The sequence below is a fragment of the Sphingomonas elodea ATCC 31461 genome (assembly GCF_000226955.1).
In the GTDB taxonomy this organism is placed as follows: domain Bacteria; phylum Pseudomonadota; class Alphaproteobacteria; order Sphingomonadales; family Sphingomonadaceae; genus Sphingomonas; species Sphingomonas elodea.
The window spans coordinates 19,574-43,873 of sequence record NZ_AGFU01000042.1 but is presented as its reverse complement, the minus strand read 5'-3'; the positions used below and the strand labels follow the sequence as shown (position 1 = coordinate 43,873).

Annotated in this window: 22 protein-coding genes; 5 read left to right on the top strand and 17 right to left on the bottom strand. The window is 69.0% G+C overall.

Annotated features, from left to right (window positions below; translation table 11 throughout):
• Positions 1 to 5: 5 nt before the first annotated feature.
• Positions 6 to 95 carry a K(+)-transporting ATPase subunit F gene (kdpF, locus tag KK7_RS20615; protein WP_019368916.1) on the bottom strand — a complete coding sequence of 30 codons (90 nt, stop codon included), beginning with the start codon at positions 93 to 95 and terminating at the stop codon, positions 6 to 8.
• A 252-nt stretch (positions 96 to 347) separates the two neighbouring features.
• On the opposite strand from kdpF, the gene KK7_RS0112815 reads away from it, so the two are divergent.
• Together KK7_RS0112815 and KK7_RS20610 are read left to right on the top strand one after the other, a co-directional pair.
• On the top strand, positions 348 to 2,966 hold the full coding sequence (locus tag KK7_RS0112815) for a sensor histidine kinase (RefSeq protein ID WP_010545049.1): 2,619 nt from the start codon (positions 348 to 350) through the stop codon (positions 2,964 to 2,966).
• A gap of 98 nt (positions 2,967 to 3,064) precedes the next feature.
• Complete coding sequence (locus KK7_RS20610; protein WP_010545048.1) at positions 3,065 to 3,748, top strand: Crp/Fnr family transcriptional regulator; 684 nt, start codon at positions 3,065 to 3,067, stop codon at positions 3,746 to 3,748.
• Here the strand turns inward: KK7_RS20610 and KK7_RS21560 are convergent.
• The 3 genes from KK7_RS21560 to KK7_RS20600 form a co-directional block, all read right to left on the bottom strand.
• Entirely contained in the window at positions 3,738 to 5,312 is a 1,575-nt protein-coding gene (locus tag KK7_RS21560) for a TRAFs-binding domain-containing protein (RefSeq protein ID WP_158000005.1), read from the bottom strand. The genes KK7_RS20610 and KK7_RS21560 overlap by 11 nt on opposite strands.
• 68 nt (positions 5,313 to 5,380) lie before the next feature.
• Positions 5,381 to 5,875, bottom strand: a complete 495-nt coding sequence (locus KK7_RS0112800) for a nucleotide synthetase (protein ID WP_010545046.1) — start codon at positions 5,873 to 5,875, stop codon at positions 5,381 to 5,383.
• A gap of 92 nt (positions 5,876 to 5,967) precedes the next feature.
• Positions 5,968 to 7,554 (bottom strand): toll/interleukin-1 receptor domain-containing protein, encoded by a 1,587-nt coding sequence (locus KK7_RS20600; protein ID WP_010545045.1) that lies wholly within the window; start codon positions 7,552 to 7,554, stop codon positions 5,968 to 5,970.
• 120 nt (positions 7,555 to 7,674) lie between these two features.
• Here KK7_RS20600 and KK7_RS0112790 point away from each other — a divergent pair, with 120 nt between their 5' ends.
• Together KK7_RS0112790 and pdeM are read left to right on the top strand one after the other, a co-directional pair.
• Positions 7,675 to 9,081 carry a M20/M25/M40 family metallo-hydrolase gene (locus tag KK7_RS0112790; protein WP_010545044.1) on the top strand — a complete coding sequence of 469 codons (1,407 nt, stop codon included), beginning with the start codon at positions 7,675 to 7,677 and terminating at the stop codon, positions 9,079 to 9,081.
• Between the two features lie 41 nt (positions 9,082 to 9,122).
• Entirely contained in the window at positions 9,123 to 9,785 is a 663-nt protein-coding gene (pdeM, locus tag KK7_RS0112785) for a ligase-associated DNA damage response endonuclease PdeM (RefSeq protein WP_010545043.1), read from the top strand.
• Positions 9,786 to 9,974: 189 nt separating this feature from the next.
• Here the strand turns inward: pdeM and KK7_RS22605 are convergent, their stop codons facing one another.
• The 6 genes from KK7_RS22605 to KK7_RS0112760 form a co-directional block, all read right to left on the bottom strand.
• Positions 9,975 to 10,274 (bottom strand): hypothetical protein, encoded by a 300-nt coding sequence (locus KK7_RS22605; protein WP_158000004.1) that lies wholly within the window; start codon positions 10,272 to 10,274, stop codon positions 9,975 to 9,977.
• Between the two features lie 165 nt (positions 10,275 to 10,439).
• Entirely contained in the window at positions 10,440 to 11,165 is a 726-nt protein-coding gene (locus KK7_RS0112780; RefSeq protein ID WP_010545042.1) for a head GIN domain-containing protein, read from the bottom strand.
• A 112-nt stretch (positions 11,166 to 11,277) separates the two neighbouring features.
• Positions 11,278 to 11,811 (bottom strand): CarD family transcriptional regulator, encoded by a 534-nt coding sequence (locus tag KK7_RS0112775; RefSeq protein ID WP_010545041.1) that lies wholly within the window; start codon positions 11,809 to 11,811, stop codon positions 11,278 to 11,280.
• Positions 11,812 to 12,064: 253 nt separating this feature from the next.
• Positions 12,065 to 12,403, bottom strand: coding sequence for a ferredoxin FdxA (gene fdxA / locus KK7_RS0112770; RefSeq protein ID WP_010545040.1), 339 nt, complete (start codon positions 12,401 to 12,403; stop codon positions 12,065 to 12,067).
• Between the two features lie 67 nt (positions 12,404 to 12,470).
• Positions 12,471 to 12,782: an RNA-binding S4 domain-containing protein gene (locus KK7_RS0112765; RefSeq protein ID WP_029623264.1), complete on the bottom strand. Its 312-nt coding sequence runs from the start codon at positions 12,780 to 12,782 to the stop codon at positions 12,471 to 12,473.
• Complete coding sequence (locus KK7_RS0112760) at positions 12,775 to 15,252, bottom strand: helicase-related protein (RefSeq protein ID WP_010545038.1); 2,478 nt, start codon at positions 15,250 to 15,252, stop codon at positions 12,775 to 12,777. The genes KK7_RS0112765 and KK7_RS0112760 overlap by 8 nt, the downstream gene beginning before the upstream one ends.
• A gap of 234 nt (positions 15,253 to 15,486) precedes the next feature.
• Between KK7_RS0112760 and KK7_RS0112755 the strand changes: the two genes are divergently transcribed.
• Complete coding sequence (locus KK7_RS0112755; protein ID WP_010545037.1) at positions 15,487 to 16,965, top strand: M23 family metallopeptidase; 1,479 nt, start codon at positions 15,487 to 15,489, stop codon at positions 16,963 to 16,965.
• A 3-nt stretch (positions 16,966 to 16,968) separates the two neighbouring features.
• On the opposite strand, the gene KK7_RS0112750 is transcribed toward KK7_RS0112755, so the two are convergent.
• The 7 genes from KK7_RS0112750 to KK7_RS0112720 form a co-directional block, all read right to left on the bottom strand.
• A complete protein-coding gene (locus KK7_RS0112750) occupies positions 16,969 to 18,642 on the bottom strand; it encodes an ATP-binding protein (RefSeq protein WP_010545036.1) in 1,674 nt (557 codons plus the stop codon).
• Between the two features lie 68 nt (positions 18,643 to 18,710).
• Complete coding sequence (locus KK7_RS0112745; protein WP_086011768.1) at positions 18,711 to 19,433, bottom strand: TIGR02186 family protein; 723 nt, start codon at positions 19,431 to 19,433, stop codon at positions 18,711 to 18,713.
• 38 nt (positions 19,434 to 19,471) lie between these two features.
• A complete protein-coding gene (locus KK7_RS0112740) occupies positions 19,472 to 20,386 on the bottom strand; it encodes a sulfite exporter TauE/SafE family protein (RefSeq protein ID WP_010545034.1) in 915 nt (304 codons plus the stop codon).
• A 70-nt stretch (positions 20,387 to 20,456) separates the two neighbouring features.
• Entirely contained in the window at positions 20,457 to 21,533 is a 1,077-nt protein-coding gene (locus KK7_RS23410) for a hypothetical protein (protein ID WP_010545033.1), read from the bottom strand.
• The gene (locus tag KK7_RS0112730; RefSeq protein ID WP_100207586.1) at positions 21,530 to 22,918 is read right to left on the bottom strand and encodes a glycosyl transferase family protein; all 1,389 of its coding nucleotides are present in this window, start codon (positions 22,916 to 22,918) and stop codon (positions 21,530 to 21,532) included. Before KK7_RS0112730 ends, KK7_RS23410 begins: the two co-directional genes overlap by 4 nt.
• Positions 22,919 to 23,187: 269 nt before the next feature.
• Positions 23,188 to 23,709 carry an RcnB family protein gene (locus KK7_RS0112725; RefSeq protein WP_010545031.1) on the bottom strand — a complete coding sequence of 174 codons (522 nt, stop codon included), beginning with the start codon at positions 23,707 to 23,709 and terminating at the stop codon, positions 23,188 to 23,190.
• Between the two features lie 114 nt (positions 23,710 to 23,823).
• The gene (locus KK7_RS0112720) at positions 23,824 to 24,300 is read right to left on the bottom strand and encodes an outer membrane protein assembly factor BamE (protein WP_010545030.1); all 477 of its coding nucleotides are present in this window, start codon (positions 24,298 to 24,300) and stop codon (positions 23,824 to 23,826) included.

Genomic DNA, 24,300 nt, shown 5'->3' with positions numbered 1-24,300 from the left:
CCTCCTCAGAAACGCTCGGGCCGCAGCAGCACCGCGACCAGATAGACGAGCAGCGCGAGCGCGGTCGCACCGGCGAGCATCAGGTGCAGGCCCATCGCTCAGGCCTTCACGCACAGCTGGACGAAGGCCAGCGTCAGCAGAAAAAGCCCGCCGAGCGCGGCGAGCCAGAGAATGTCGGACATGGGGTTGGCCCTTGTTGCATGCCGCCGGGTGGCGGTGTGGCACGCGATCTAGGTCCGCCGGCCGTTAAGCTTCGACGGCGAAAGCGGCGCGCGGGCATTAAGATTCCATATAGTCGCGTGCACGGCCGTGGCGTCGGACCGGCAGGCACACTACCAAGGGCGGCGATGAACGACCGCCCCAATCCCGATGCGCTGCTGCGCGAAGCCCAGCGTGAGGCGCGCGGGCGGCTGAAGATCTTTCTCGGCGCGGCGCCGGGCGTCGGCAAGACGTACGAGATGCTTCGAGAAGGCGCCGAACGGCTGCGCGGCGGCAGCGACGTGGTGGTCGGCGTGGTCGAGACGCATGGCCGCGCGGAAACCGAGGCGCTGGTCACCCCCTTCGAAGTCCTGCCGCGCAAGGCGGTGGAGCATCAGAGCCACCGGCTGGAGGAAATGGATCTCGACGCGATCCTCGCCCGCCGCCCGGCGCTGGTGCTGGTCGACGAACTCGCCCACACCAACGCCCCCGGCTGCCGCCACCCGAAGCGCTGGCAGGACGTGGAGGAGCTGCGCGATGCGGGCATCCATGTCTACACCACGCTCAACGTCCAGCATGTCGAAAGCCTCAACGACGTGGTGGCCAGCGTCACGCGGGTACGGGTGCGCGAGACGGTGCCCGACGCGATCTTCGACGATGCCGAGATCGAACTGGTCGACCTGCCGCCCGACGAGCTGATCGACCGGTTGAAGGAGGGCAAGGTCTATGTCCCCGCCGAGGCGAGCCGCGCGCTCGCCCACTTCTTCTCCAAGGCCAATCTCTCGGCACTGCGCGAGATGGCGCTGCGCCGCGCCGCGCTCAGCGTCGACCGGGCGATGCTCGACCATCTCGATGCGCTGGCGGTGCCGGGTACCTTTGCCGCCGGCGAGCGGGTGCTGGTGGCGGTGAGCGAACTGCCCGGCGGCGACGGGCTGGTGCGCGCGGGCAAGCGCCTGGCCGATGCGCTTCGGGCATCCTGGCAGGTCGTATTCATCGAAACGCCGCGCGCCGAGCGTTTCCATGCCGAGCAGCGCCGCCGCGTCGCCGACACGCTGCAGCTGGCGAGCAGCCTTGGCGCCACCGTTGCCACGGTCCCCGCCGCGACCGTCATCGACGGCCTGCGGACCCACCTGACCGGCATGCGCGCGACCCAGCTGGTGATCGGCCGGTCGCGCCGCAGCTGGTGGTTCGAGCTGCGCCATGGATCGGTGGTCGAATCGATGCTGCGCTCCGTCGAGGGTCTGGCCGTGCATGTCCTTCCCGCCGCCGAGGGTCGCCCCAGGGAGCGGCAGCGCGGGCCCCTTCCCGCGCTCGGCCGCTGGCAGGAGCATCTGGCCGGCGCGCTGGCCGTCGCGCTCACGGTGGCGCTCGGCACCCTGACGCTGCCGCTGATCGGGGCGGGCGGCACCGATCTGCTGTTCCTGCTGCCGGTCGTGCTGATCGCCTTTCGCTATGGCTTCGGCCCCGGCGTATCGACGGCGGCGATGGCGGGCCTGGCCTATAATTTCTTCTTCCTGCCGCCGCTCTACACCTTCACGATCGGCGACCCGCAAAGCGTGCTGACCTTCTTCGTGCTGGAGGCGATCGCGCTGTTCACCGCCAACCTCACCGCAAGGCTACGCACACGGGCGACGCTGGGCACCCGGAGCGCGCAGGAGAATGCCGCCGTCGCGGCCTTCGGCCAGGCGCTCGCCCGTGCCTCGGATCCGGAGACGACCAGCCGCGTCGTGTGCGAGGAGGTCGCGCGGATGCTCGACCTTTCGGTCGTCCTGCTCACCCGCCGCGACGGGGTGCTCGAACGGATTGCCAGCTGTCCGGAGGACGCCCCGCCGCTCGGCGCGGTCGACCACGCTGCCGCCGATTGGGCGTGGAGCAGCGGCGAGGCGGGTGGTGTCGGCACCGGAACGCTAATCGCTGCCGACTGGCAGTTCCACCCCTTGCGCACCAGCATGGGCGTGCTGGCGGTAATCGGGCTTGCCGCCCCAGACGGCCGCGAGCCGATCACCGCAGACCGCGCGCTGCTGCTTTCCACCCTGCTCGGCCAGGCGGCGCTAGCGCACGAACGGCTGCGGCTGGAACAGGATGTGCGCGAGGTGTCGATCCTGCGCGAACGCGACCGGCTGCGCGCCGCGTTGCTCTCCTCGATCGGCCATGACCTGCGCACCCCGCTCACCTCGGTCGCCGCCGCGGTGGACGCGCTCGCCGCCGCGCACCCGGAAGAGGCCGCCACCGGCATCGCCCGAGCCGAAGTCGCCCGGCTGCGGCGCTTCCTCGACAATCTGATCGACATGGTCCGCATCGATGCGGGCGCGATAGCGCTGAGCCTCGAGCCGATCGACCTGACCGACGCCGCTGCGGCTGCCGTGCACGATCTGCGCGACGTGCTGGAGGGACGGGCGCTGGTGCTGCGCGTGCCGCCGGACCTGCCGCTGGTACGCGCAGATCCACGGCTGCTGCACCACATCCTGCTCAACCTTTTGTCCAACGCCGCGGTCCATGGCGGCGCGGGCGAGATCGAGATCATCGGCACGCGTCGGCCCGATGGCGTGCAGCTCGCCGTGCGCGACCATGGCCCCGGCCTGCCACCGGGCGAGGAGTCCAGCATCTTCGAAACCTTCGCACGCGGCACCGGCGGCGACCGGACCGGCGGCAGCGGCCTGGGACTGGCCATCGCCAAGGGCTTTGCCGGCGCGATGCAGGTTTCCATTCACGCCGCGAATGCGGAAGGCGGTGGCGCCGTGTTCGCCCTCGATCTGCAGCCGGCCTGAACCCGGCACGGCAAAAACATCCGAATTCGTTGTCGCATATCCGGATCGGACTTGCCACGCTGGCCCCCAGTCCACATGGTGGCGACAAAGGCGGGACAGTGACCATCCAGGCCGTGGGGGCAGCGAACGACATCGATCTGGCGGACCGTTTCGCCCGGCTCTTCGCGTGCAGCGAGGCGGTCGCGGGCGATCTGGTCGCCGCGGCGTCTACTCGGCGCCACGGGTCGGGTACCACGCTGATCCATCAGGGCGCCGTTTGCGGGCGCGTGATGGTGCTGCTGGACGGCGCGGCGCGGGCCGCGATGGTCACCCTGGACGGTCGGGTGCTGCAGGTCGGCGAATACCGCCCCGGCGACATCTTCGGCGGCGTCGATCCGGGGCGCGAGCAGGCGGCCGAGATCCTCGCCATCGCACCCACCCTCATCGCCAGCTTCGCCACCGCCGACTTTTATGCACTTGCCGAGCGCCATGCCCGTATCGGGGTGGTGCTCGCACGGGCGATGGTGCGGCAGTTCGGCGCGCTGACCCAGCTCGTCTCCGCCCGGCTCACCTTGTCCGCCACCGGGCGCGTCCATGCCGAACTGCTGCGGATGGCACGGGCGGGCGACGGGCGCTGGATCCGCCCCTCGCCGGTGCTGTCGGACCTCGCGCTGCGGGTGCAGACGGCGCGCGAGACCGTATCCCGCGCCGTCTCCGCGCTGGAACGGCGCGGCATCGTCTGTCGCCACGAAGACGGGCTGGAGATCGTCGCCCCTGCCCGCCTCGAGGCGCTTATCGTGTGAGCCGCGGCTTCAGCGCATAGAGCGCGATCGGCGCCTGGCCGGTCAGCGCCATCTCCCCCACCAGCTCGGCACGCCCCGGATCCGTCTCGCACGCGGCGAGGCTGGCGGCGAAAGCCTCACTGGCGAAGATGGCCCCTGCCGCGGTGACGCCGAGGATCCGCTCGACGAGGTCGAAGGCGTCGCCCAGCAGCACCGGCGCTGCGGTTATCGGATCGTTGACCGGCGTGGCGAGCCCGACATGCAGCGCCAGTCGCAAGGGCCCCGTGCTCGCGAGCGCGGCGGCGATGGCCCGCGCCGCCGCCCAGGCGGCGACGGTGCCGGAAAAACCGAGCAGAAGACGCCGCGCCGACCAGCGCACCACCATCGGCGGCGTGTCCTCGAGCGCGCGGTGGAGCGCCGGCAGCCGGTCCGCCACGTCCCGATCGAGTGCGGCGAACCCCTCGCCGTCGCCGGCAAGCAGGTCCACCGCGATCACCGCGACGATCTGGATCGGGCTGGGTTCGGCCGGCTGCGCCGGGGTCGGCAGGTGCAACGGCACCAGATGCTGGCGTCGTCCGGCCTGCTGCCATAGCCCGCCGGCATGCGCGCTCTGCCCGCCATCCTCGGTCGAGCCGGGGCCGAGCAGCAGCTGCACCGCCTCCGACTGGAGAAGCCCGGCCTGCATCGTCGCCCGCCCCATCGCGACGAGATCGGCGAGCCGCACCGAGGGCATGAACGCGGCACTGCTCGCCTCGCCCATTTCCTGCACGCTCGCCGCCTCGGCCAGTGCGGCCTCGAACCGCGCGACCCAGGCAGCGCCGTGCGGCCGCACCGAACGCTCGACAAAGGCGGCGACGTCGCCCGGGAGCACGACGTGGAGTTCCGCGCCGCGCGCGATCAGCCGCTCGGCGATCAGCAGATCCGCCCCGGCGGCGAGCGCGCCATAGCCGAAGCCGACCTGCTCGCGTTCGAGCAGCGCGTCGATCGACCCGGCAAGCACGCCGCCATCCTCGGGCAGCCGCATATGACCGGCGAAATGGAGGCTGCGCGGCGGGCGATAGGCGTCGAGCCAGTCGGCCGGCGCGCGCTGCTCCGCGAGGATCACCCCGAACTGGCGCAGCGTCGAGGCATGGTCTTCCCAGGCGCGGGGAGCGGCCGCGATCGCCCGCCCGAGTGCGGCTTCGGCCCCGGCTACGTCGTTCGCCAGCAGCAGCGCTTCCGCCTCGGTCGCCGCCAGCCAATAGGGCGTCTCGTCCGGCACGCCGGCCTGCAGCAGCTCCTGCACATCGGCGGCAAGGCTCCGGCTGCCGGGCAGGTCGCCGGCGATCAGCGCCAGCGTGGCGGCGTTGATCAGCGGATAGGGGGCGGGCGCCAGCTGGGCGGCCGCGGCATAGGCGGCCGCGGCGGCACGGGCATGCTCCCGCCGCGCCGCGCCGGTGAGCTGCAACGCTTCGTCCTTGAGCAGTCGCCCCTTGAGGCTGAGCACGGCGGGATCGTCCGCGACACGGTCGAACCCCGCATCGCGGAACATCTGCCAGGCACGATCGAGCGCACCGGCACGCGCCTGGGCGGTTATCGCAAGCACGCTTGACGTCATCCGACCCGGTTCGCCCTCATCCACCCCCCCCCTTACAGCATGCAGCACGACCGCGATCAGCCGCCGTCGCCGCGATTCTCGACATCGGGATCGATGATCAGCGGCAGCCGATAAGTGTCGTGCACGAAATCGACATAGAGATTGAGGCCGTCGCATGTGCGCCGATCCTGCGGCGGGGTTACATACTCCACGAAGAAGCCGACGGCCGCAATCCGTCCCTTGTTGTCGAGGACCGGGAACGCACGACGATATTTACCGTCGGGATATTCGTGCTTGGTACTCACATAGAGGCTGTTGGGCGTGTATTCCCAGTAGTCGCCGATCAGCTTCAGGATCACGCAGCACGGCTGACGCACCACAAAGTCGAGCTGCGTCGGGACGACGCCGGGCTTCGGATTGTCGGGCGTCGGCGCGGGTCCGTCGACATTGGCAGGCGCCATCACGAAATCCCGGACGATCTTCGTGAAGTCATCATCGACAGTCACCGGCTTGCCATTGCCGATACGGTCCACTTCTTCATACCCAATGATATGAAACTGCAGACTCTGCATCGGATCACCCCCGGATCCGCTGGCATATATCTGGAAACGCTTGACAAGTTGTATGCTAGAAGGCGGGTATACCGATAGCGGATATTGGCCGATCATTCTTTTCCCCTTTCCATATTGGCAAGCTCGGTCTGCATCTCCCTCAATTTAGTTGCCAGTTCTTGATTTTCTGTATCCAAGGCAGTCATTGCTCGCAGCTCGGCCACCGCGCGGCGCATCCGTGCCGCGCCGGCCGCGCCGTTGCCCGCCCGCTGCTCGGCCTTGGCGAGCGCACGCTCCGCCCAGATCAGCAGGCGTCGGTTGCGCGCGTTGCGAGGATCGTGGTCGACGAGCCGGCCGATCAGCGCCACCTGTTCCCGGCGCAGACGCAGCGCTTCGCCCGGATTGCCCGACTCCCGTTCGGCGTCGGCCAGCCAACCCTGACGATTGGCGACGTCGCGCCAGCGCTGGTCCGCATCGGGCTGGCGCTTCGCCAGCGCCTCGCTGGCACGCAGCGCATCGCGGCACAGCGCGACCATCCAGCGCACCGAATGCTGCTTCATCCGCAGCGAGCAGAGATTGCCGCTCGAATAGGCGATTTCCTCCGCGCTGCGGGGGTCGGCGGGATTGAGCGCCATCAGCTGACGGGCAAGCGCGGCATAGGCCTCGAAATGCGGCTCCGCGCGGGCAAAGTCGTCGGCCTCGAAATGCAGCAGGCCCAGATAGAATTCGCTCTGCGCGTGCGCGAAGACGATATCATAGGCCTTGGGCTCGCGCTGGACCAGGCTGCCGGTGACCCGGTTGGCCTCGACAAAGGCGGCCCGGGCGCGGGCGCTGTCCTTCGCCTCGAGCGCATCCTCGCCCATCGTCATCAGCGCGCGCGCCCTTCTCGCGAGCATGTCGGGCGGCAGGTCCTGCAGCGTTTGCTCCCCATAATAAGCGAGTGCCCGCTCGTTCGCCGCGCGCAGCACGTCCAGCCTGCCGACTTCCTTCAGCCGCCCTCGCAGATCGGTCAGCATGAATTCCACCAGCCCCTCGGCCTGGGACCGTCGCAGTTCCGCTTCCCCGCGGGCCCGCACGGCCAGGATCGTCAGTGCCGCCATGGCTAACAGCAGCACCGCCGCCGCGAGCGTGACCTTAGTCACGCGACGCACCCGCGCCTGGGCGTCGCGCTGAACCAGCGCATCGAGCGACACGCCGACGGCGCCCGCCACCAGCTTCAGAAGCGCCAGCCGCCGCCCGTCGCGCCCTTCGCGGAAGTCTGCCGCGAGCGGCTCCGGCCCCACGCCGTCGGCGCCGTGGAGCAGCGTCGCCGGCATCGCCTCCACGGGATCACCGTCGAACAGCGCGGCAAGCACCGGGCGATCGGGATGGAGCTCGCGAAACAGCGCGATCTCGCGCGCGACCCATTGGGACGCGGCGGCGGCAGGCGTGCAGACGACGATCAGGCAGGCCGATTCGGCCAGCGCGGCGCACACCTCAGCGCTCAGGTCGCTGGCAGCCGGCAGCTCGTCGATGTCGCGAAAGATCCGGCCCAGCCGCCTCGGCACCGGCCCGAAGCTCGCCGGTCGCCCGACCAGCCGGGCGGGGATGCGATAGCGCTCCAATGCGCGGTGCAGCCAGCGCGCTCGGGCGCGATCCGCATGGTTGTAGCTGATGAACGCGCCGTACCGCGCGCGCCTGGCCGTTTCTATGGTTGTCACGCGGTCCCTTCCCCGGCGGCAACTATTTCAGAGCGCCGGAGGAGGGGCAAGCCCCGCCCCCCCCCGACATCCCCTCTGCCGGGGTTGCAGCGCGGACCGGCGAGGCATAGCTGACGTCCCATGACCGACTCCGCCCTTGCGTTCGCCGATGCCCAGCTCGACACCAGCATCGAGCGCCTCGCCGCACTGATGCGCGTGCCCTCCATCTCCACCGATCCGGCCTATGCCGCCGAGTGCCGCCGCGCCGCCGAGCAGCTTGCCGCCGAACTGGCGGACCTCGGCTTCAAGGCGCGCGTCGCCGATACGCCCGGCCATCCGATGGTGGTCGCCCATCATGACGGCGACGGCCCGCATGTGCTGTTCTACGGGCATTACGACGTGCAGCCGGTGGACCCGATCGCGCTGTGGACGCGCGACCCGTTCGATCCCTGGATCGACACCCGTGCGGACGGATCGAAGACGATCGTCGGGCGCGGCGCCTCGGATGACAAGGGCCAGCTGCGCACCTTTATCGAGGCCTGCCGCGCGTGGAAGGAAACGGAGGGCCGCCTGCCCTGCCGCGTCACCATCCTGTTCGAGGGCGAGGAAGAATCGGGGTCGACCAGCCTGGAGCCCTTCCTCCACGCCCATGCCGAGGAGCTGAAGGCCGATTTCGCGCTCATTTGCGACACGCTGATGTGGGACCGTGACACGCCCGGCATCACCATCGGCCTGCGCGGCATGGCGGCGGGCCAGGTGACGGTGCGCGGGCCTTCGCGCGACCTCCACTCCGGCCTGTACGGCGGCGCGGCGCGCAACCCGCTCCAGCTGCTCGCGGGCATTCTCGGCGAGATGAAGGACGCGGACGGCCGGGTGACGCTCGACGGCTTTTATGACGGCGTGCCGGATACCGAGCCGGCGGTGCTGGACAGCTGGAACAAGCTCGGCTTCGATGCCGCCGACTTCCTCGGCGAGATCGGCCTGCGCGTCCCCGCCGGCGAGACGGGCAAGACCGTGCTCGAACAGGTCTGGTCGCGCCCGACGGCCGAGATCAACGGCATGTGGGGCGGCTATACCGGCGAGGGCTTCAAGACAGTGATCCCCGCCGAAGCGCATGCCAAGGTGAGCTTCCGCCTGGTCGGCACCCAGGATCCGGACCAGGTGTGGGAGGCGTTCCAGCACCATGTCCGCAGCCGCCTGCCCGAGGATTGCTCGGCCGAGTTCGTCACCCGCGGCCCTGGCAGCTTCGCGATCAGCCTGGCCAGCGACAGCGGCCCTCTGGCCGCGACCCAAGCCGCGCTCGATGCCGAATGGGGCACCTCCGCGCTGCTCGGCTGCGGCGGCTCGATCCCGGTGGTCAACTCGATCCGCTCGATCCTGGGGATGGACAGCGTGATGGTCGGCTTCGCGCTGCCCGACGACAACATTCATTCGCCCAACGAGAAGTACGAGCTGAAGAGCTTCCACAAGGGCATCCGCTCCTGGGTGCGCATCCTCGGTGCGCTGGGCGAGACGGTGCGGGCCAAGCCAGAGACAGTCGCCGCCTGAGACCCGTTGACGGCGGCGAGCGGAAGCGGGATAGGACGCCCATGGTTCCCCTTTCGTTCGCCAGCCATGATTTTCGTGCGCTTCCCGAAGGTGCGCTCTACTGGCCGGCGCGACGGGCGCTGCTCGTCGCCGACCTGCATTTCGAGAAGGCGAGCTGGTTCGCGCTCGGCGGCCAGATGCTCCCGCCCTATGACACGCTGGCGACGCTTTCGGCGCTGACGGCGCTGGTCGAGCGGGTGGCGCCGCTGGAGCTCTGGTGCCTGGGCGACAGCTTCCACGACGTCGAAGGCTGCGAGCGCCTGCCCGCCCAGGCCCGCGCGATGCTGACGGCGCTGACCGGCAGGCTCGCCTGGCACTGGATTACCGGCAACCATGATTCGGTGCTGGTCGAGCATTGCGGCGGCACGGTCCACGAGGAGGCGGAGGTCGACGGCCTGGTGCTTCGGCACGAGGCCGAGGCGAGCGAGCAGCGACCCGAGCTTTCCGGCCATTTCCACCCCAAGCTGCGGCTCACCGTACGCGGTCGCCACGTCGCGCGCCGCTGCTTCGTGGCGACGGGCACCAAGCTGATCCTGCCCGCCTTCGGCGCGCTTACCGGGGGGCTGGACGCCGGGCATCCGGAGATCGTGCGCGCCGTGGGGCCGGGGGCGGAGGCGCTGGTCGCGACCGAACGCAAGCTGCTGCGGTTTCCGCTGGCGGCCTGATGGCTGCCCTCACCCAAGGTCGTTCCATTGGGATCAGAGCAGGCGAAGACGCGCTTCGCTCACGCGGAGACCCATTGCTACAAATTCCGTTCTCCGCGCATCGCCAGCTTCTAGCTGATCTGCGCCGAGCATACCCGATTTCCACGATGGGCTCGCACGCAGATCGTAGCACGCTGATAGAACGTCAGTTCAGCCCATCGCTTCGCGTACTGCCTTCTCGGCAGCCGCCATCGCCGCAGCCACTTGGTCCATGGCATGCGTCGCGGGGTGGGGTGCGTTCCCGGTACCCGCTTCATCAAGCGCCTTTTTCGCAGCAGCCAGCGCCGCCTCAACCTGGTTTTGCGCGCTTTGGATAGCACGCTCGACCGCAGCCAGCGCGTCGCTGACAGAAGCCTGCGACGCTGATGGTGCGTTTGGTGCAGGTGCAGGTGCAGGTGCCACTGCAGCCGTCGCAGCAATCTGATCACCCACAGCGGTTGAAAATACCATCATTCGCTCCTTTCAAACGGTGATCATGCATCGCTGACCTCCAGGTGAGACACTAACGCTACATTCTGGTGCATCAAGATGCCACGGATAGTATGTCGCACCGGGCGGGCAAAAACTGATTACAGTGCCCAAGCCTCGAGCATTAAACTATTACAAAGCCGACGCTTACGAACACTTCGCCTCGCCCGCGCCGACCTTGCTCACCTCGCATTTCGCGCCGCCGCGCAGTTCGACATCGCCCGAACCCAGCAGCGAGATCGACGCCGGGCCACCCACATTGGCGCGCACGCTGCCCGAACCGGCGATCGAGATGTCGGCACGGCTCGCGGTGAACTGCTGGCCGCGCAGGTCGCCGGAACCCGCGATCGAGACCTCCATCTTGTTCGCGCGACCGGCCAGCAGGATGTCGCCCGAACCGGCGATCGACAGCGACGCCTCTTCCGCCGCGACCGCGGCGATGTCGAGATTGCCCGAGCCGGCGACCGCACCGTCGAACGTGCCCTCGACCCGGTCGACCCGCATCGAACCCGATCCCGCGACCGCGGCCTCGCGCAGCCGCGGCATCACGACATGGATCTTGGCTACCTCGCCCTTGTCCCACATCACGCCGGCCTTCGTCTTGCGGCCGACATTGAGGGTCTTGCCGTCGAGGCGGATGTCCAGCTCGTCGAGCAGCTTCGGGTCCCCCTCGGCCTGCACCGAGAAGGCAGCCCCGGTCCGCACGTCGACATTGTCCGGCCCCTTCAGCGCGACGGCGGTGAAGCCCGTGGCGGCGAAGCTGCGGCTGGCGCCGGTGCCGCTTGGCCCGATCTTGGTACCCTTGGCCTCGTCCCAGCTGGCATGGCAGGCGGTGGCGAGGGGCAGCAGGGCGAGGACGAGCAACGGACGCATGGCGGATCTCCCGATCGTGTATTGCATGCATAATACACGATCGGGCCGCAACGAAAAGGGGGCGCGAACCGATGGTTCCGCCCCCCTTTGCGTCCGACCCGGAGTCCGCGCCTCAGGCGGGAACCTTGTCCTTGTTGTGGATCGCCGCGGCCTTGCGCAGGATATCCAGGATCTTTTCCAGCGCTGCCGGCTCGTCGATCTCTTCCATCGCCGCCAGTTCGCGGGCGAGGCGGCTGGCCGCGCCTTCGAAGATCTGGCGCTCGGAATAGCTCTGCTCGGGCTGGTCGTCGGCGCGGAACAGGTCGCGGACCACCTCGGCGATCGACACCAGGTCGCCCGAGTTGATCTTCGCTTCATATTCCTGGGCGCGACGCGACCACATGGTGCGCTTCACCTTAGGCTTGCCCTTCAGCGTATCGAGCGCTTCCTTGAGCGTCTTGTCGCTGGAAAGCTTGCGCATGCCCACGCTCTCGGCCTTGTTGGTCGGCACGCGGAGCGTCATCTTCTCTTTTTCGAAACGCAGGACGTAAAGCTCGAGCTGCATTCCAGCAATTTCCTGCTTCTGCAGCTCGATCACACGGCCCACGCCGTGCTTGGGGTAAACGACATAATCGCCGACATCGAAGGACAGCGCCTTGGCAGCCATGTGCGAGGAACCTTTCGTGAATTACCGGCCCCGGTTGGATTGCGGATCCCGCCCAAGCGCGCTGGGCGCGGCGGACGAGGGAACACGGGGCATACGCTAGCGTCTCCGGGCGAAGGCGAGTCTTTGCCTTCGTCGTGTGCTATTTAACACGCTCGTAATAAAATTACCAGTGAAAGGTCATGCACACGGCGCAGAAATCCATGCGCCGTGCCCCAAATCGGGCTCTTGGAGGCGGGCTATGCCGCCGGGCCGATCAGTCGCCCGAACCGGGGTTCGGCGAGAAATACTTGTCGAACTTGTCGGTCTCGGCCTTCATCGCATCGGCGTCGGCCGGCGCCTCGCCCTTGGTGGTGATGTTGGGCCACTGCTCCGAATAGGTGCGGTTGAGCTCGAGCCACTTTTCGAGGCCGTTCTCGGTATCGGGCAGGATCGCCTCGGCCGGGCATTCCGGCTCGCACACGCCGCAATCGATGCATTCGTTCGGGTTGATGACGAGCATGTTCTCGCCCTCATAGAAACAGTCGACCGGACAGACCTCGACACAGTCCATGTACTTGCACCGGATGCATGCGTCGGTGACGACATAGGTCATTGGGAAAACGGTCCTTGGTTGCGAACGATCAATGCGGGGGTCCTGCTATGCGCGGGCGGGCCTCACGTCAATCGCCGGACATGTCCTGAACGCCGCGATCGGTGACGAGATCCTCGTAGCAGGCCCGCGCCTCGCCCGGGGGCCCCCGCCGGATCGGCAGCGCCTCGACGCGCAGCACGCGTACCTTGCCCTGGATCGGAAAGGCCAGGATCGCGCCGACGCGCACCGAGGCCGAGGAACGCTCCACCCGTCGGCCGTCGATGCGCAGCAGCCCCTTTTCGCACAGCGCCTGCGCCGCGCTGCGCGTCTTCACGATCCGCGCGTACCAGAGAAAGCGATCGAGCCGCATCGCCGGCCCGTGGCCAGACGGCTCAGCCATTGCGGAGCGCAGCCAGCGCCGCGAAGGCGTTGCCCGGCACCGTCACCGGCTTGGGCTTGGCGAGCGGCGTCAGCCCCTGCCAGATCCAGCGCTGCACGCCATCGGCGTCGCCGCGCGCGGTGCGGAAGCCGAGCTGTGCCATCAGCCGCGCGATCGTCTCGGGCTTGAGCCCGATCGAGGTGGCGAGCGCCGGGTCAGGCGCGAAGGGCTTGCGGCCCTGCCGTGCCTCGTGCGCCGCGCGGGCGATCCGCTCGACCAGATCGACCCGCACCGCCTGCGCGCCGAAGGGGCGGAAGCCGTGGAGGAGATCGGCGCCGTCGGCATCGCGCGGCAGGACCACGGCAGCGTCCGGCGGTCCGCTTTCGAGCCCCATCAGCGCACGACGCCGCGCGGCCGCACGCGGCTTGAGCAGCGCGGGCGCGAACACGTCCAGCGTGCCGATCGTCATGCCGATGGTGCGCAGCCGGTGCCGGGCGGGACCGTCCAGCGCCTCGAGCATCGCACCGGCCGCACGGCGCGGCAGCAATCCGCCCTGCTCCAGCAGCGCGTTCGCCAGCGCGCGAAGGGGTGCGCCGGCAGCCGCCTCGCGCGTGATCGCATCCAGCTTGGCGAGCACCGGCAGGTCGCCCGCCACCCGCTCGGCGAACCAGCGTTCCAGCCGCGCCTGCACGGCAGCCTTGGCCTGCGGATCGAGCACGTCGAGCGCGCGATCCAGCTGCACGCGCGGCCGCACCAGGTTCGCGCCGGCCTTGAGCAGCGCCACGTCGTGCCCGCGCCAGCGAAGCGCGGTGCCGACCTGCGCCAGCTCCGCATCCGGCGCTTCGGCCAGCGCCGACCCGCGGCGGCGATACTCCCCGGCCAATCGCTTCTCCGCGGCGGCAAGCAGCATGCGCTTGTCCCCCGCCCGCGCCTCGGCCGCGACCTTGAAGCGGAAGCCTTCGAGCGTGCCGAGCGGGTGCTCTTCCACGCTCACCTCGCCCTCGGGGCCGATCGTCACCGGCAGGGTGGAGGCATCGGCGCCGATCTGGCGCAGCAGCACCGTGGTCCGCTTGTCGACGAAGCGCTGGGTGAGGCTGGCATGGAGCGCGTCGGACAGTTTTTCCTCGATCGCCCGCGTCCGCTCGGCCCAATGGGTGGGCTCTTCCAGCCAGTCGGCGCGGTGGGCGATATAGGCCCAGCTGCGCGCCGCGGCGATCCGCCCGGCGAGCGTCTCGACATCACCGCCCATATTGTCCAGCCGCTGGATCTCGTCGGCGAACCATTGGTGCGGCACATGCCCGCGCCCTTCGGAGAGATGCCCGAACAGCCTTCCTACGAACCGCGCATGCGGATCGACGCCGAGCTTGCGGAAATCGGGCAGCCCGCACGCCGCCCAGAGCCGCGCGACCATCCGGGGATGCCGCACCCGATCCCGGACCCAGCATTCTTCGGACAGTCGCTTGAGCACGGCGAGGTCGGTCGCCTGCGGTGCGGCGCGCAGCACCTCGGCCTCGGGCTTGCGCTCCAGGCTGGCGATGAGCGCGTCGATGCTGTCGAAATCCGGCTGGCCTTCGCGCCAGTAGAGATGCTCGAGCCGGGGCACCTGATGCCCCTCGATCGCCAGCACCTCCTCCGGCGTGAACGCACTCGGCCCTTCCGCGTGCAGCGCGCCGAAGGTGCCATCCTTCTGGTGGCGCCCGGCGCGGCCCGCGATCTGGGCCATCTCGGCGATGGTCAGCCGGCGCTGGCGGCGCCCGTCGAACTTGTGGAGCGAGGCGAAGGCGACATGGTGAACGTCCATGTTGAGCCCCATGCCGATCGCATCGGTGGCGACGAGATAGTCGACCTCGCCCGCCTGGAACATGGCCACCTGGGCGTTGCGGGTGCGCGGAGACAGCGCGCCCATCACCACCGCCGCCCCGCCGCGCAGGCGCCGTAATGCCTCGGCGACCGCATAGACTTCCTCGGCCGAGAAGGCGACGATCGCAGAGCGGCGCGGCAGGCGCGAGAGTTTCTTGGCCCCGGCATAGCTGAGCGTCGAGAAACGCGGGCGGCCGACCACCTCCGCCTCCGGCACCAGCGCCTTGAGCATCGGCCGCAGGCTGTCCGAGCCGAGGAGCATGGTCTCCTCGCGGCCGCGGGCGCGCAGCAGCCGATCGGTGAAGACATGGCCGCGCTCCGGATCGGCGCCGAGTTGCGCCTCGTCGAGCGCGACGAACGCAGTCTCGCGCTCCAGCGGCATGCTCTCCGCCGTGCAGCAGAACCAGCGCGCCTTGGGCGGCAGGATCTTTTCCTCGCCGGTGATCAGCGCGACTTCGGCCGGGCCCTTCATCCGCACGACGCGGTCATACACCTCGCGCGCCAGCAGCCGCAGCGGGAAGCCGATCATGCCGCTGGCATGGCCGCACATCCGCTCGACGGCGAGGTGGGTCTTGCCGGTATTGGTGGGCCCCAGCACTGCCGTGACGGGCGAACGGGCGAACTGGCTCATGTTGCTTTCAAGATCGTCGCCCGGGCGGCGTTAGGCAACTCCCTTGCACCGCTTTTCTGCAAAGCGGGGACGGTTGCGGCCGGTTCGGTCCCTTCGCCGCGCCTTCCGCACGGGTCACCGCGTGCGGCGTTCCCGGGTTCCAAACTTAATTTGACTTTAAGGGCATGATTCCAGAGTGAGACGATGGACGCGTCTCTTCTGCGGCGCGTAGAACCGTCTTAGGGGCAGCACGGCTTGTTCTTTCGCGACGATCATGGCTCGGGCCTGGCCGGTGGCGGCGGCGGCCTGGCGCGCGCGATCCCCGCGGTGGTGCCGGCGCGGATCGGCAAACGGCTCGCGACCCTCGATCTGGTACCCGATCTTGGCGCCGATATCGGTTCCCCCACCTGGTTTCGCGGTGCGGCGACCTGTGCGGCGCTGTGCGCCGCGACCTGGATGCTCTCCCCCGGTTTCGATCGGCCGATCACCGGCATGACGCCCGCGCCACTGACCGGCGAGGCCGAGCAGGCGCAACAGGCCCAGGCCATCGCGCCGATCGCCAAGGGTTCGGGTACCGGCGTCCATGTCGCAAGCTCGAAGCTGGTCCGGCCGCTCACCGACACGCCGGAACGCCCGATCATCGAGCATGAAGCGCGCCTCGGCAGCGGCACGATGCTGCGCAGCGTGCTGCAGCGCTCGGGCGTGGGGGAGGCGGATGCCGGGATCGTCGCCAGCCTCGTATCGGGCGCGATGCCGCTCGGCCAGATCCAGCGCAATACGGTGCTGGAGATGACGCTGGGCCGCCGCGTCGACACGTCGCAGCCGCGTCCGCTCGAAAAGCTCGCCTTCCGCGCCGCCTTTGATCGCCGGATCGAGATTGCCCGCACCGGGGCTGCGCTGGCGATCAAATCCATCCCGATCGCGATCGACCGCACGCCGCTGCGCGTCCAGGGCCTGATCGGGTCGAGCCTCTATCGCTCGGCCCGCGCCGCCGGCGCGCCGGCCAAGGCGGTGGAGACGTTCCTGCGCACGCTCAGCACCCGCGTCTCGGTGTCGAAGCTGGGATCGGCTTGCAAGTTCGACCTGATCCTCGGCCAGGCGCGCGCCGCGACCGGTGAGGTCCAGTACGGCCAGCTGATGTATGCCGGCGTCACCGGCTGCGCCAACGGCGTGCAGCTTGCCCCATGGGAGAGCGACGGCAAGACCGAATGGTTCGACGCCAGCGGCACCGGCGGCAAGACCGGCATGATGACCATGCCGGTCAACGGCCGATTCTCCTCCGCCTTCGGCATGCGGATGCATCCGATTCTCGGCTTCAACCGGATGCACAAGGGCATCGACATCGCCGCCCCCTATGGTTCGCCTGTGTATGCCGCGGTCGACGGGGTGGTACGCGTGGCGGGCGGATCGGCCGGCTATGGCAATCTGGTGCGGATTGATCATGGCGGCGGCTTCGGCACCGGCTATGCGCATCTGAGTAAAGTCATGGTCCGTCCCGGACAGTCGGTGCGCAAGGGCCAGCAGATCGGCCGCAGCGGCAATTCCGGTCTGTCGACCGGCCCGCACCTCCATTTCGAGACGACCCGCAACGGCCAGGCGGTCAACCCGCGCGCGGTGTCGTTCACATCGGTGCGGCGCCTGACCGGCGGTGCGCTGGGCGCCTTCCGGGCGAAGCTGCATGGCCTGATGGCAGTGCCCGTCGGCCACGGCGTGCAGAAGGACGCAGCGGAGTAAGCCCTACCGCCCCTGCGCGCGCCAGCGGCGGATCGTCCTTCCCAGCATCGCCTCCTCGCCGCCGGCCTCGCGCCACAGCTCCGAGAATAGCGGATCGTCCGAGGCCGGGCGCTTGTCCGGATCGAGGTCGTCGAACAGCAGCCGCACCGGGGTCGCCACGCCCTCGCCCACGACGATGCATTCGCGGTTGCGCAGCGCCGGGATCGCGTCGAGAAAGCCCCGCGCGCCTTCCGGCATCGCCGCGCGGACGAACGCCTGGTCGCGTTCGTTGTTGAGCCGCATCGACAGGATGGTGCCGCACTGGGAGAGCACGCCCTCCGCCAGATCCGAAGGCCGCTGGGTGATCAGCCCCAGCGATACGCCGTATTTGCGCCCTTCCTTGGCGATCCGGCTCAGGATCCGCCCCACCGACGAGCCGTCGGCATTGCGCTCGCTGGGCACATAGCGATGCGCCTCCTCGCAGACGAGCAGCACCGGCCGCTTCGCCTCGCCGCGCGACCAGATCGCATAGTCGAACACCATGCGGCTCAACACCGCGACGACGACGCTGGTGATCTCGTTGGGCACGCCCGACACGTCGATGATCGAGATCGGCTTGCCGCCGCCCGGCAGGCGGAAAATGCGGGCGAGGAACGCCGCCATGGTATCCGCCACCAGCATGCCCGAGAACATGAAGGCATAGCGCGGGTCGCTCTTCACCTCGTCGATCTTGCTCTTGAGGCGGAGATAGGGCGCCGTGTCGGTCGCCTTGTCCATCTTCCCCATGTCGAGCGTCAGCGCGTTGGTGAGGTCCGACAGCAGATAGGGTACCGGCGCGTCGACGGTGAGCTTGCCGATCTCCTGCCCGATCCGGTTCTTGGCACGCGCGGCGAGCAGGCACTTGGCGAGAATGTCGGCATCCACCTGCCGCTCAGGCCCGGCACTGGTCAGGAACACCTCGCAATGTTCCTCGAAGTTCATCAGCCAATAGGGCAGCTGCAGGTTCGACACGTCGAACAGCGCGCCATTGTGCTGGAAGGCGCGGCCATATTCGCCGTGCGGATCGATCATCACCACATGGCCGTGCGGGGCCAACTGGCAGATCCGATGGAGGATCAGCGCGGCGGAAGTCGACTTGCCGGTGCCGGTCGAGCCCAGCAGCGCGAAATGCTTGCCGAGCAGCGCGTCCACATACAGCGCCGCGCGAATATCCCTGGTCGGGTAGACGGTGCCGACCTCGATATGGGCGCGATCCTCGGCGGCGTAGATCTGGCGAAGATCGGCGGTGGTTACCGGAAAAACCTCGGCACCGGGCGTGGGATAGCGGGTCACGCCGCGGCTGAAGCGGTAGAGCTTGCCCGTCAGCTTCTCCTCGTCGCCTTCGCCGAGAAAGTCGATCGCGGCGGCGACGCGCTTGCCGGACGGGTCGAGCCGCGCGGTGCGGATGCTGGCGATCAACCAGGCACTGGCGACACGGATCTTGACCTGTGAACCTACCTGCCCGGCATTGGCCAGCGCGGCATCGCTGCTCGCGGCAAGCGCATCCAGTTCGCCGAGGTCGAGCAGCACCTGGCTGAATGCGCCGGCGATCTCGAACACCGCGCCGATCGCCTGCGGCCCGGCCGGCGCCCGGCCGATCGGCGTACCCGCGCCTTCCCCCTCCTGCTCGAACCCACCGACGCGAAACTGGCCTTCCATCGTGCATCCCCCAAAAAGGCGGGAAAGAGCATGCGCAGGAAGGCGTTAAGACCGCGTGTGCAGGCAGCTCAGAATCGACGCCAGAGCGCGCCCGCACCCCAGCCGAACAGGAAGGATACGCCCACCGCGATCAGCCCATAGGCAATGGCATGCTGATCGGCGCTGGTCGCCACGAAGCGCTCGAAGCCGGACTTGCGGATCGCGATCGGCCGTACCGCCGCCGCCAGCACCCGGCCGTCGCGGATCAGGAAGGTCTCGGCGGTGAAGCGTCCCACCGGCACGCGGGCCGGAATGCGCAGGCGTGCGCGGTAGAGCACGCCGCCGGTGATCTCCACCGCGCCCGGCGCCTCGTAGAACAACCCGGTCCGGCGCTTGAGATCGACCAGCCCGCGGTCGAACCGCTGCTGAACCGCCGGTGCCGCGCCCGAGGCGGGCGAAAGCTGCAGGCTGTCCAGCCCCAGTTCGTAGATCGCCCGGGTCCGCTCGTCGACCAGCTGGCGGATCGGGCGTGACGAGGCCATCGCGTAAAAGCTGGGCGCCGAGCGATAGCGCATCTGGGCTGCGTTCACCCAGATACCGGCGACCTTCGACTTCTCGCGGACGACCACCGATTCGGTCGGCCCTTTGATAACGACGACGATGTCGGCGGGGCGCTCGTCCTGGCCCGGCGCCCGCCCGCCGGGATAGAGGATGGCGCCGAACAACAGCAGCTCGGCGCCCGTGAAGCTGTAGGCGATCTCGATATCGCGCTGGGAGACGTCGGGCACCAGCTCGGGCTTGGCCTGCCCCATGACCAAGGGGGCGGCCAGCGCCAGCGCCCAGGCCCGTTTCACGCGACGCCCACCGAGTAGATCTCGTCGGGCCGCCACGCGAGGCCGAGCAGCATCCGCGTGGCGACGGCAAGCACGATCAGCGCAAGGAGCAGGCGCAGATATTCGGGCTTGGCCCTGGCGGCGAAGCGCGCACCGAGCTGCGCGCCGATCACCGAGCCCAGCAGCAGCAGGATCGCGAGCACGATGTCGACCGCCTTGGTGGTCGTCGCATGGACCATCGTCGCCACCGCCGTGGTGAACAGCGTCTGGAACAGCGAGGTGCCGACCACCGTCTGCGTCCCCATGCCGAGGATGTAGAGCATCGCCGGCACCAGAATGAATCCGCCGCCCACGCCCAGCAGCATCGTCAGCACGCCCACGAACACGCCGAGCAGCAGCGGCGCCAGCGGCGAGATGTAGAGCCCCGAGGCGTAGAAGCGCCAGCGGAACGGCAGCGACGCGACCAGCGGATGGTGCCGCCGCTTGCGCGGCCGGGGCGGACTGGCCCCGCGCGACACCCGGATCGCGCCGACCGACTCCTTCGCCATCAGCCCGCCGATCGAGCCGAGCAGCACGACATAGAGCACGCCGATCACCACATCGATCTGGCCGCTCGCCTGGAGGAGCTTGAACAGCCAGGCGCCGAGCAGGCTGCCGAGAATGCCGCCGGTGACGAGAACCGCACCCATCTGCACGTCCACGCCCTTGCGGCGGAAATGCGCGAACACGCCGGAGACGCTGGCGCCGGTCACCTGGCTGGCGGCGGACGCGGCGGCGACGGTCGGGGGGATTCCGTAGAAGATCAGCAGCGGGGTGGTGAGGAACCCGCCGCCCACCCCGAACATGCCCGAGAGCAGGCCCACGCCCAGCCCCAGCGCCACGATCACGAGCGCGTTGACCGATAGATTGGCGATGGGGAGATACAGGTCCATGCTGTGCGAGACCTAGCCCGTTTCGGCGGGCATGCGAAAGGGCGAAGGTGCGGTGGGCGCGGGAATGGCTTCAGAAGTCGCTGCCCAGGGTGAGCGCCACGCCCGAACCGGGCCGGGCGCGGCCGGCGATGCGCTGCCGCCAGTCGAGCGCGACTCGCACCTGCGTGCCGCCGATCGGCAGGGTGGCGATGGCGGTCGGCCCGACGTCGAGCCGCTGCGCCTCGCGCTGCGCGGCGCCCCAGGCCCCCGCGCCCAGGGCCAGCGCAACCTTGTCGCCAGCCATCACCTCCCGGGTGAGCCGCAGCGCGCCGTCGGCATAGGGTTCTGTGGTGCTCCGCCGCACCGCGCCGGCCTGGCCATAGGCTTCCAGCCGAAGGCCCGGCGCCATCCGCCGGTCGATCCCCGCCACCAGGCCGAGCGCCGGGCCACCAGCTGCACCGTCCAGCCCGAGGCGATGCTCGACGGTAAGGCGCACCGGCACATCTCCGGGCTGCCACTCGATCCCGAACGCCGCCTCCGCACCCCGACCACGCAGCGGCCCGGCGAGCCGGGCATAGGCGCCGAGGTGCCGGTGGATGTCCAGCCCATGGACCAGCCGCACGCCATATTGGCTGCCCCCCAGCTGGCCCGCACCGGGCGCCGCGCCGATGCCCATGCCCGGACGCAGCACCAGCCAGCTGCTCAGCTGGAAGCGACGCGGCGGCGGGGTGACGGTCGGGATCGGGGTACCGGGGAATCCTGCCGCCCGGGTCTGCGTTCGCTGTGGTTCGGGCGGGAGCGGTAACGGTAGCGGGAATGCCGAGGGCAGGATCGCCGGTACCGCGACCACTGGCGCCGAGACGCGTCTCGCGACGTTCGCGGAGAGCAGCATGGCCGCGCCCTTCCGCGCTGCCGGTGCGCCGGCGGGCGCGGCCGATATCCCCGGTCCGCCCGGCGTGCGGACATGGGCGCTTGCCCGATAGGACCCGGGGAACGGAATCCGCTCGCGCTGCCTGTCGAATACCGGCCGCGGACTTCCCGGGACCGCGGCGACGAGCGGCAGCTCCCCCGCAGCAGGCCACAGCATCGCGGTGCGCAGCCCCAGCCATCCTACCGCCACCGCGCCGACGAACCGCAGGGGCCGGCCGCGTCCGTGGCGGGTGCTCATCCGGCAGGCGTGCCGGCGGCGAAGGACAGCGGGAATTGATGCGCCGTCTTGTCCCAGCGCAGCGTGCCGCCCAGCAGCAGTCGGACATAGAGGACGAGCGCCCGCCGCGCCGCGAGAAGGCCGATATAGTTGGCGACCAGCATGCGCGGCGCCGCCCACAGGCCCTCGCCCGCGCCATGAATCCGGCTGACGACGGCCACCCGTACCAGCAGCCGCCAGCCGAGCAGTGCCAGATTGATGCCGAGTCCCGCTGCAAGCCAGGGCTCGAAGGCAGGCGGTGACGTGCCGGTCCAGGCATGGAGCAGCAGCGACAGCCCCCAGAACAGCAGCGCCGCATAGGCGATGGCGAGCACCGGCATCGCCAGCGTCACCCGCCGGTCGCGCATCCGCATCCAGTGGTCGCCCAGATCCCAGCGGGCACCCCAGCCCATCCGGTCCCAGCCGGCGAGCGCAATGCCGGTCATCCAGCGCGCCTTCTGCCGCACCGCGGTGGCGACCGTGCCCGGAAAATAGGCGCGCACCGCGACCGGCCCGCCGCCGGGCGCCTCCGCCACGCGGACAAAGGCGCAGCGTTCGCCCATTTCGCGCAGGCTCAGGCCCAGCTCGTAATCCTCGGTCAGGCTGGTGGCATCGAACGGCTGGCCGCGATGCGCGGCGATCCGCCGCAGCACGTCGCACCGGATGGCACAGCCCACCCCCGCCAGCGGCAGGCTTGCCCCCAGCATCTGCCGGACCAGCAGCGTTACGCCGTGCGACTGGGCGAATTCGTCGAGATAATGGCCCGAAACCAGCGGCGAGCCCGGTTGCCGAAGCGGCGCGACCGGCAGCTGCACCGCCGCGTGGTGTTCGATCCATCCGGCATAGACGGCCAGTTCCTGCGGATGCACCACATCCTCGGCGTCGTGCAGCACGATCGCCGTGAACGGCGGTGCGGCTGCTTCCACGGCCTCGTCCCGGGCGAGCGCCCGCCACAGGGCGTTCAGGCAATCTGCCTTGGTCGTGGGTCCGGGACGCGGCCCGACGACGAGGCGGACGCGCCGATCTTCGGCAGCGATCCCGGCCACGGCAGCAATCGTGTCCGGATCGTTGGGATAGGTGCCGACATAGATACGGTAGGGCCCCGCGCCCCACCGCGCCAGCATCGCCCGGAGCATCGGCGCGATCACCGCGGATTCATCCCAGGCCGGCACGAAGATCGCGAACCGCGATGCCGACTGCCCGGTCGTCACGGCGCCGGCCTCTGCCCGATCTCCGCCGCGCCGGGTCAGTCGATAGTATAGATAAAGGAGATCGACCAGTATGTCGTCGACACCTCCGACGAATAGGAAAAGTACCGAGACGACGAGCAGCTCACGATGAACGATATCGATCATATAGAGGAACATCGACACCCCCATGCGATGCATCCGACTCGGATATTGTTACTATCTCGAATCGAGTTCTGTTTATCAATACAGGTTTGAAGATAAACATAGCGCACCGGGGTGTCGATCGGACGATCCGATATGACAGGTAATATTCATCCGTTTCGGATTAATTGGTTCACGAGGAACCGGTATCGGCAAGGCGCGTTTGTCTTTCCGTAATACCCTTGGACACCCGTATCCTTGAAACGGCCGCACGATTTCGTATTGTGCGGCCGTATCTTTGTGGCTTACCAGTAGAAGCCGGGCAGGACGCGGATCACGGTCCCGCGTCGCGTGTCGACCAGCAGCACGTCGTTGTAATGGCGCACCCAGGCGCGGCGGAAGCCCGGCTGCGGCAGATGGTAGCGCCACGGATCGCCGATCAGGTAGCGCGGGCCGTAATAAACGCTGCCGATCCGCGCGCCGGGCTGGAAACGATAATAGCGGAACGGTGCCCGCCATTCGCCGCGCGCATAGAGGCCACGATTGCGGTCACGCCAAGACCGCCAGTCATCCTCCGCCCAGCGCCGGTCACGATCCCGCAGATCGTCGCGATATTCGCGGTGGGCATCCCGCAGATCCCGGCGCTCTTCGTGGATGCGGCGCGGGTCGCCCGAGCGTTCCGCGCGGCGCAGCTCACGCGCTTCTTCGCGAATTTCGCGGCGGTCGTCGCGAAGCTCCGCCCTTGATTGGGCGAACACGGGTGCGGGCACCAGCAGCACAGGGGCCGCCATCGCAGTCAGCAATGCGAAGGGTACGAGCTTCTTCATCGGCTTTCTCCATCCTGAGTGGCTGCCGGCCTTGGGACCGGCTTGCCGAGCACGATGCAGAAATGCCGCTGAACGATGCGCGAACGCGACTGTCAGCCTTGCGAAAGCATCGCCTTACTGGCCGCCGCCGCCGCCCGGGGCGCCGCCCGCACCCGGCGCGCCCACCGTGCCGATGTTCCCGAACAGATCCGAGAAGAAGCTGCGGCGCCGGCCCAGCGTCGGCGTGGTCTTGCCATAGGGGCTGATCGAGGCGACCAGTTCCGCGCCGGTCTCGTCGATCGCGGTGACGTTGCCCGCCTGATCGAAGCGGACGCGCAGGGTCGTCTGCGTCTTCACCTTGGGGTTGCGGAAGGAGAAGTTGCTGCTGTCGCGCGAGACGTAGAACCACTCGCCTTCGTTGAACTGGCTGGTGAAGCTCGGGTGACCGAGGGTCTGCAGGACCGAATCGCGGTTGTCGATCCCCGGCTGCACCGATCCGACCAGATCATGGTCAACGACATAGCCCTGATGCGTCCGCGCCGGCGTGCAGGCGGTGGTGCCGAGCACGACCAACAACGCGGCGGTGCCGAGCGTGCGAACGGGAAGCGACAT

Coding starts and splice junctions, on each gene's coding strand:
- KK7_RS23410 (WP_010545033.1), bottom strand. CDS start 21,533: ATGAGCACCCGCCACGGACGCGGCCGGCCCCTGCGGTTCGTCGGCGCG.
- KK7_RS0112730 (WP_100207586.1), bottom strand. CDS start 22,918: ATGTTCCTCTATATGATCGATATCGTTCATCGTGAGCTGCTCGTCGTC.
- pdeM (WP_010545043.1), top strand. CDS start 9,123: ATGGTTCCCCTTTCGTTCGCCAGCCATGATTTTCGTGCGCTTCCCGAA.
- KK7_RS0112760 (WP_010545038.1), bottom strand. CDS start 15,252: ATGAGCCAGTTCGCCCGTTCGCCCGTCACGGCAGTGCTGGGGCCCACC.
- KK7_RS0112775 (WP_010545041.1), bottom strand. CDS start 11,811: ATGGCTGCCAAGGCGCTGTCCTTCGATGTCGGCGATTATGTCGTTTAC.
- KK7_RS0112790 (WP_010545044.1), top strand. CDS start 7,675: ATGACCGACTCCGCCCTTGCGTTCGCCGATGCCCAGCTCGACACCAGC.
- KK7_RS0112800 (WP_010545046.1), bottom strand. CDS start 5,875: ATGCAGAGTCTGCAGTTTCATATCATTGGGTATGAAGAAGTGGACCGT.
- kdpF (WP_019368916.1), bottom strand. CDS start 95: ATGGGCCTGCACCTGATGCTCGCCGGTGCGACCGCGCTCGCGCTGCTC.
- KK7_RS0112740 (WP_010545034.1), bottom strand. CDS start 20,386: ATGGACCTGTATCTCCCCATCGCCAATCTATCGGTCAACGCGCTCGTG.
- KK7_RS0112765 (WP_029623264.1), bottom strand. CDS start 12,782: ATGGCTGAGCCGTCTGGCCACGGGCCGGCGATGCGGCTCGATCGCTTT.
- fdxA (WP_010545040.1), bottom strand. CDS start 12,403: ATGACCTATGTCGTCACCGACGCATGCATCCGGTGCAAGTACATGGAC.
- KK7_RS22605 (WP_158000004.1), bottom strand. CDS start 10,274: ATGGTATTTTCAACCGCTGTGGGTGATCAGATTGCTGCGACGGCTGCA.
- KK7_RS0112745 (WP_086011768.1), bottom strand. CDS start 19,433: ATGGGGCAGGCCAAGCCCGAGCTGGTGCCCGACGTCTCCCAGCGCGAT.
- KK7_RS0112720 (WP_010545030.1), bottom strand. CDS start 24,300: ATGTCGCTTCCCGTTCGCACGCTCGGCACCGCCGCGTTGTTGGTCGTG.
- KK7_RS0112750 (WP_010545036.1), bottom strand. CDS start 18,642: ATGGAAGGCCAGTTTCGCGTCGGTGGGTTCGAGCAGGAGGGGGAAGGC.
- KK7_RS0112725 (WP_010545031.1), bottom strand. CDS start 23,709: ATGAAGAAGCTCGTACCCTTCGCATTGCTGACTGCGATGGCGGCCCCT.
- KK7_RS0112780 (WP_010545042.1), bottom strand. CDS start 11,165: ATGCGTCCGTTGCTCGTCCTCGCCCTGCTGCCCCTCGCCACCGCCTGC.
- KK7_RS0112815 (WP_010545049.1), top strand. CDS start 348: ATGAACGACCGCCCCAATCCCGATGCGCTGCTGCGCGAAGCCCAGCGT.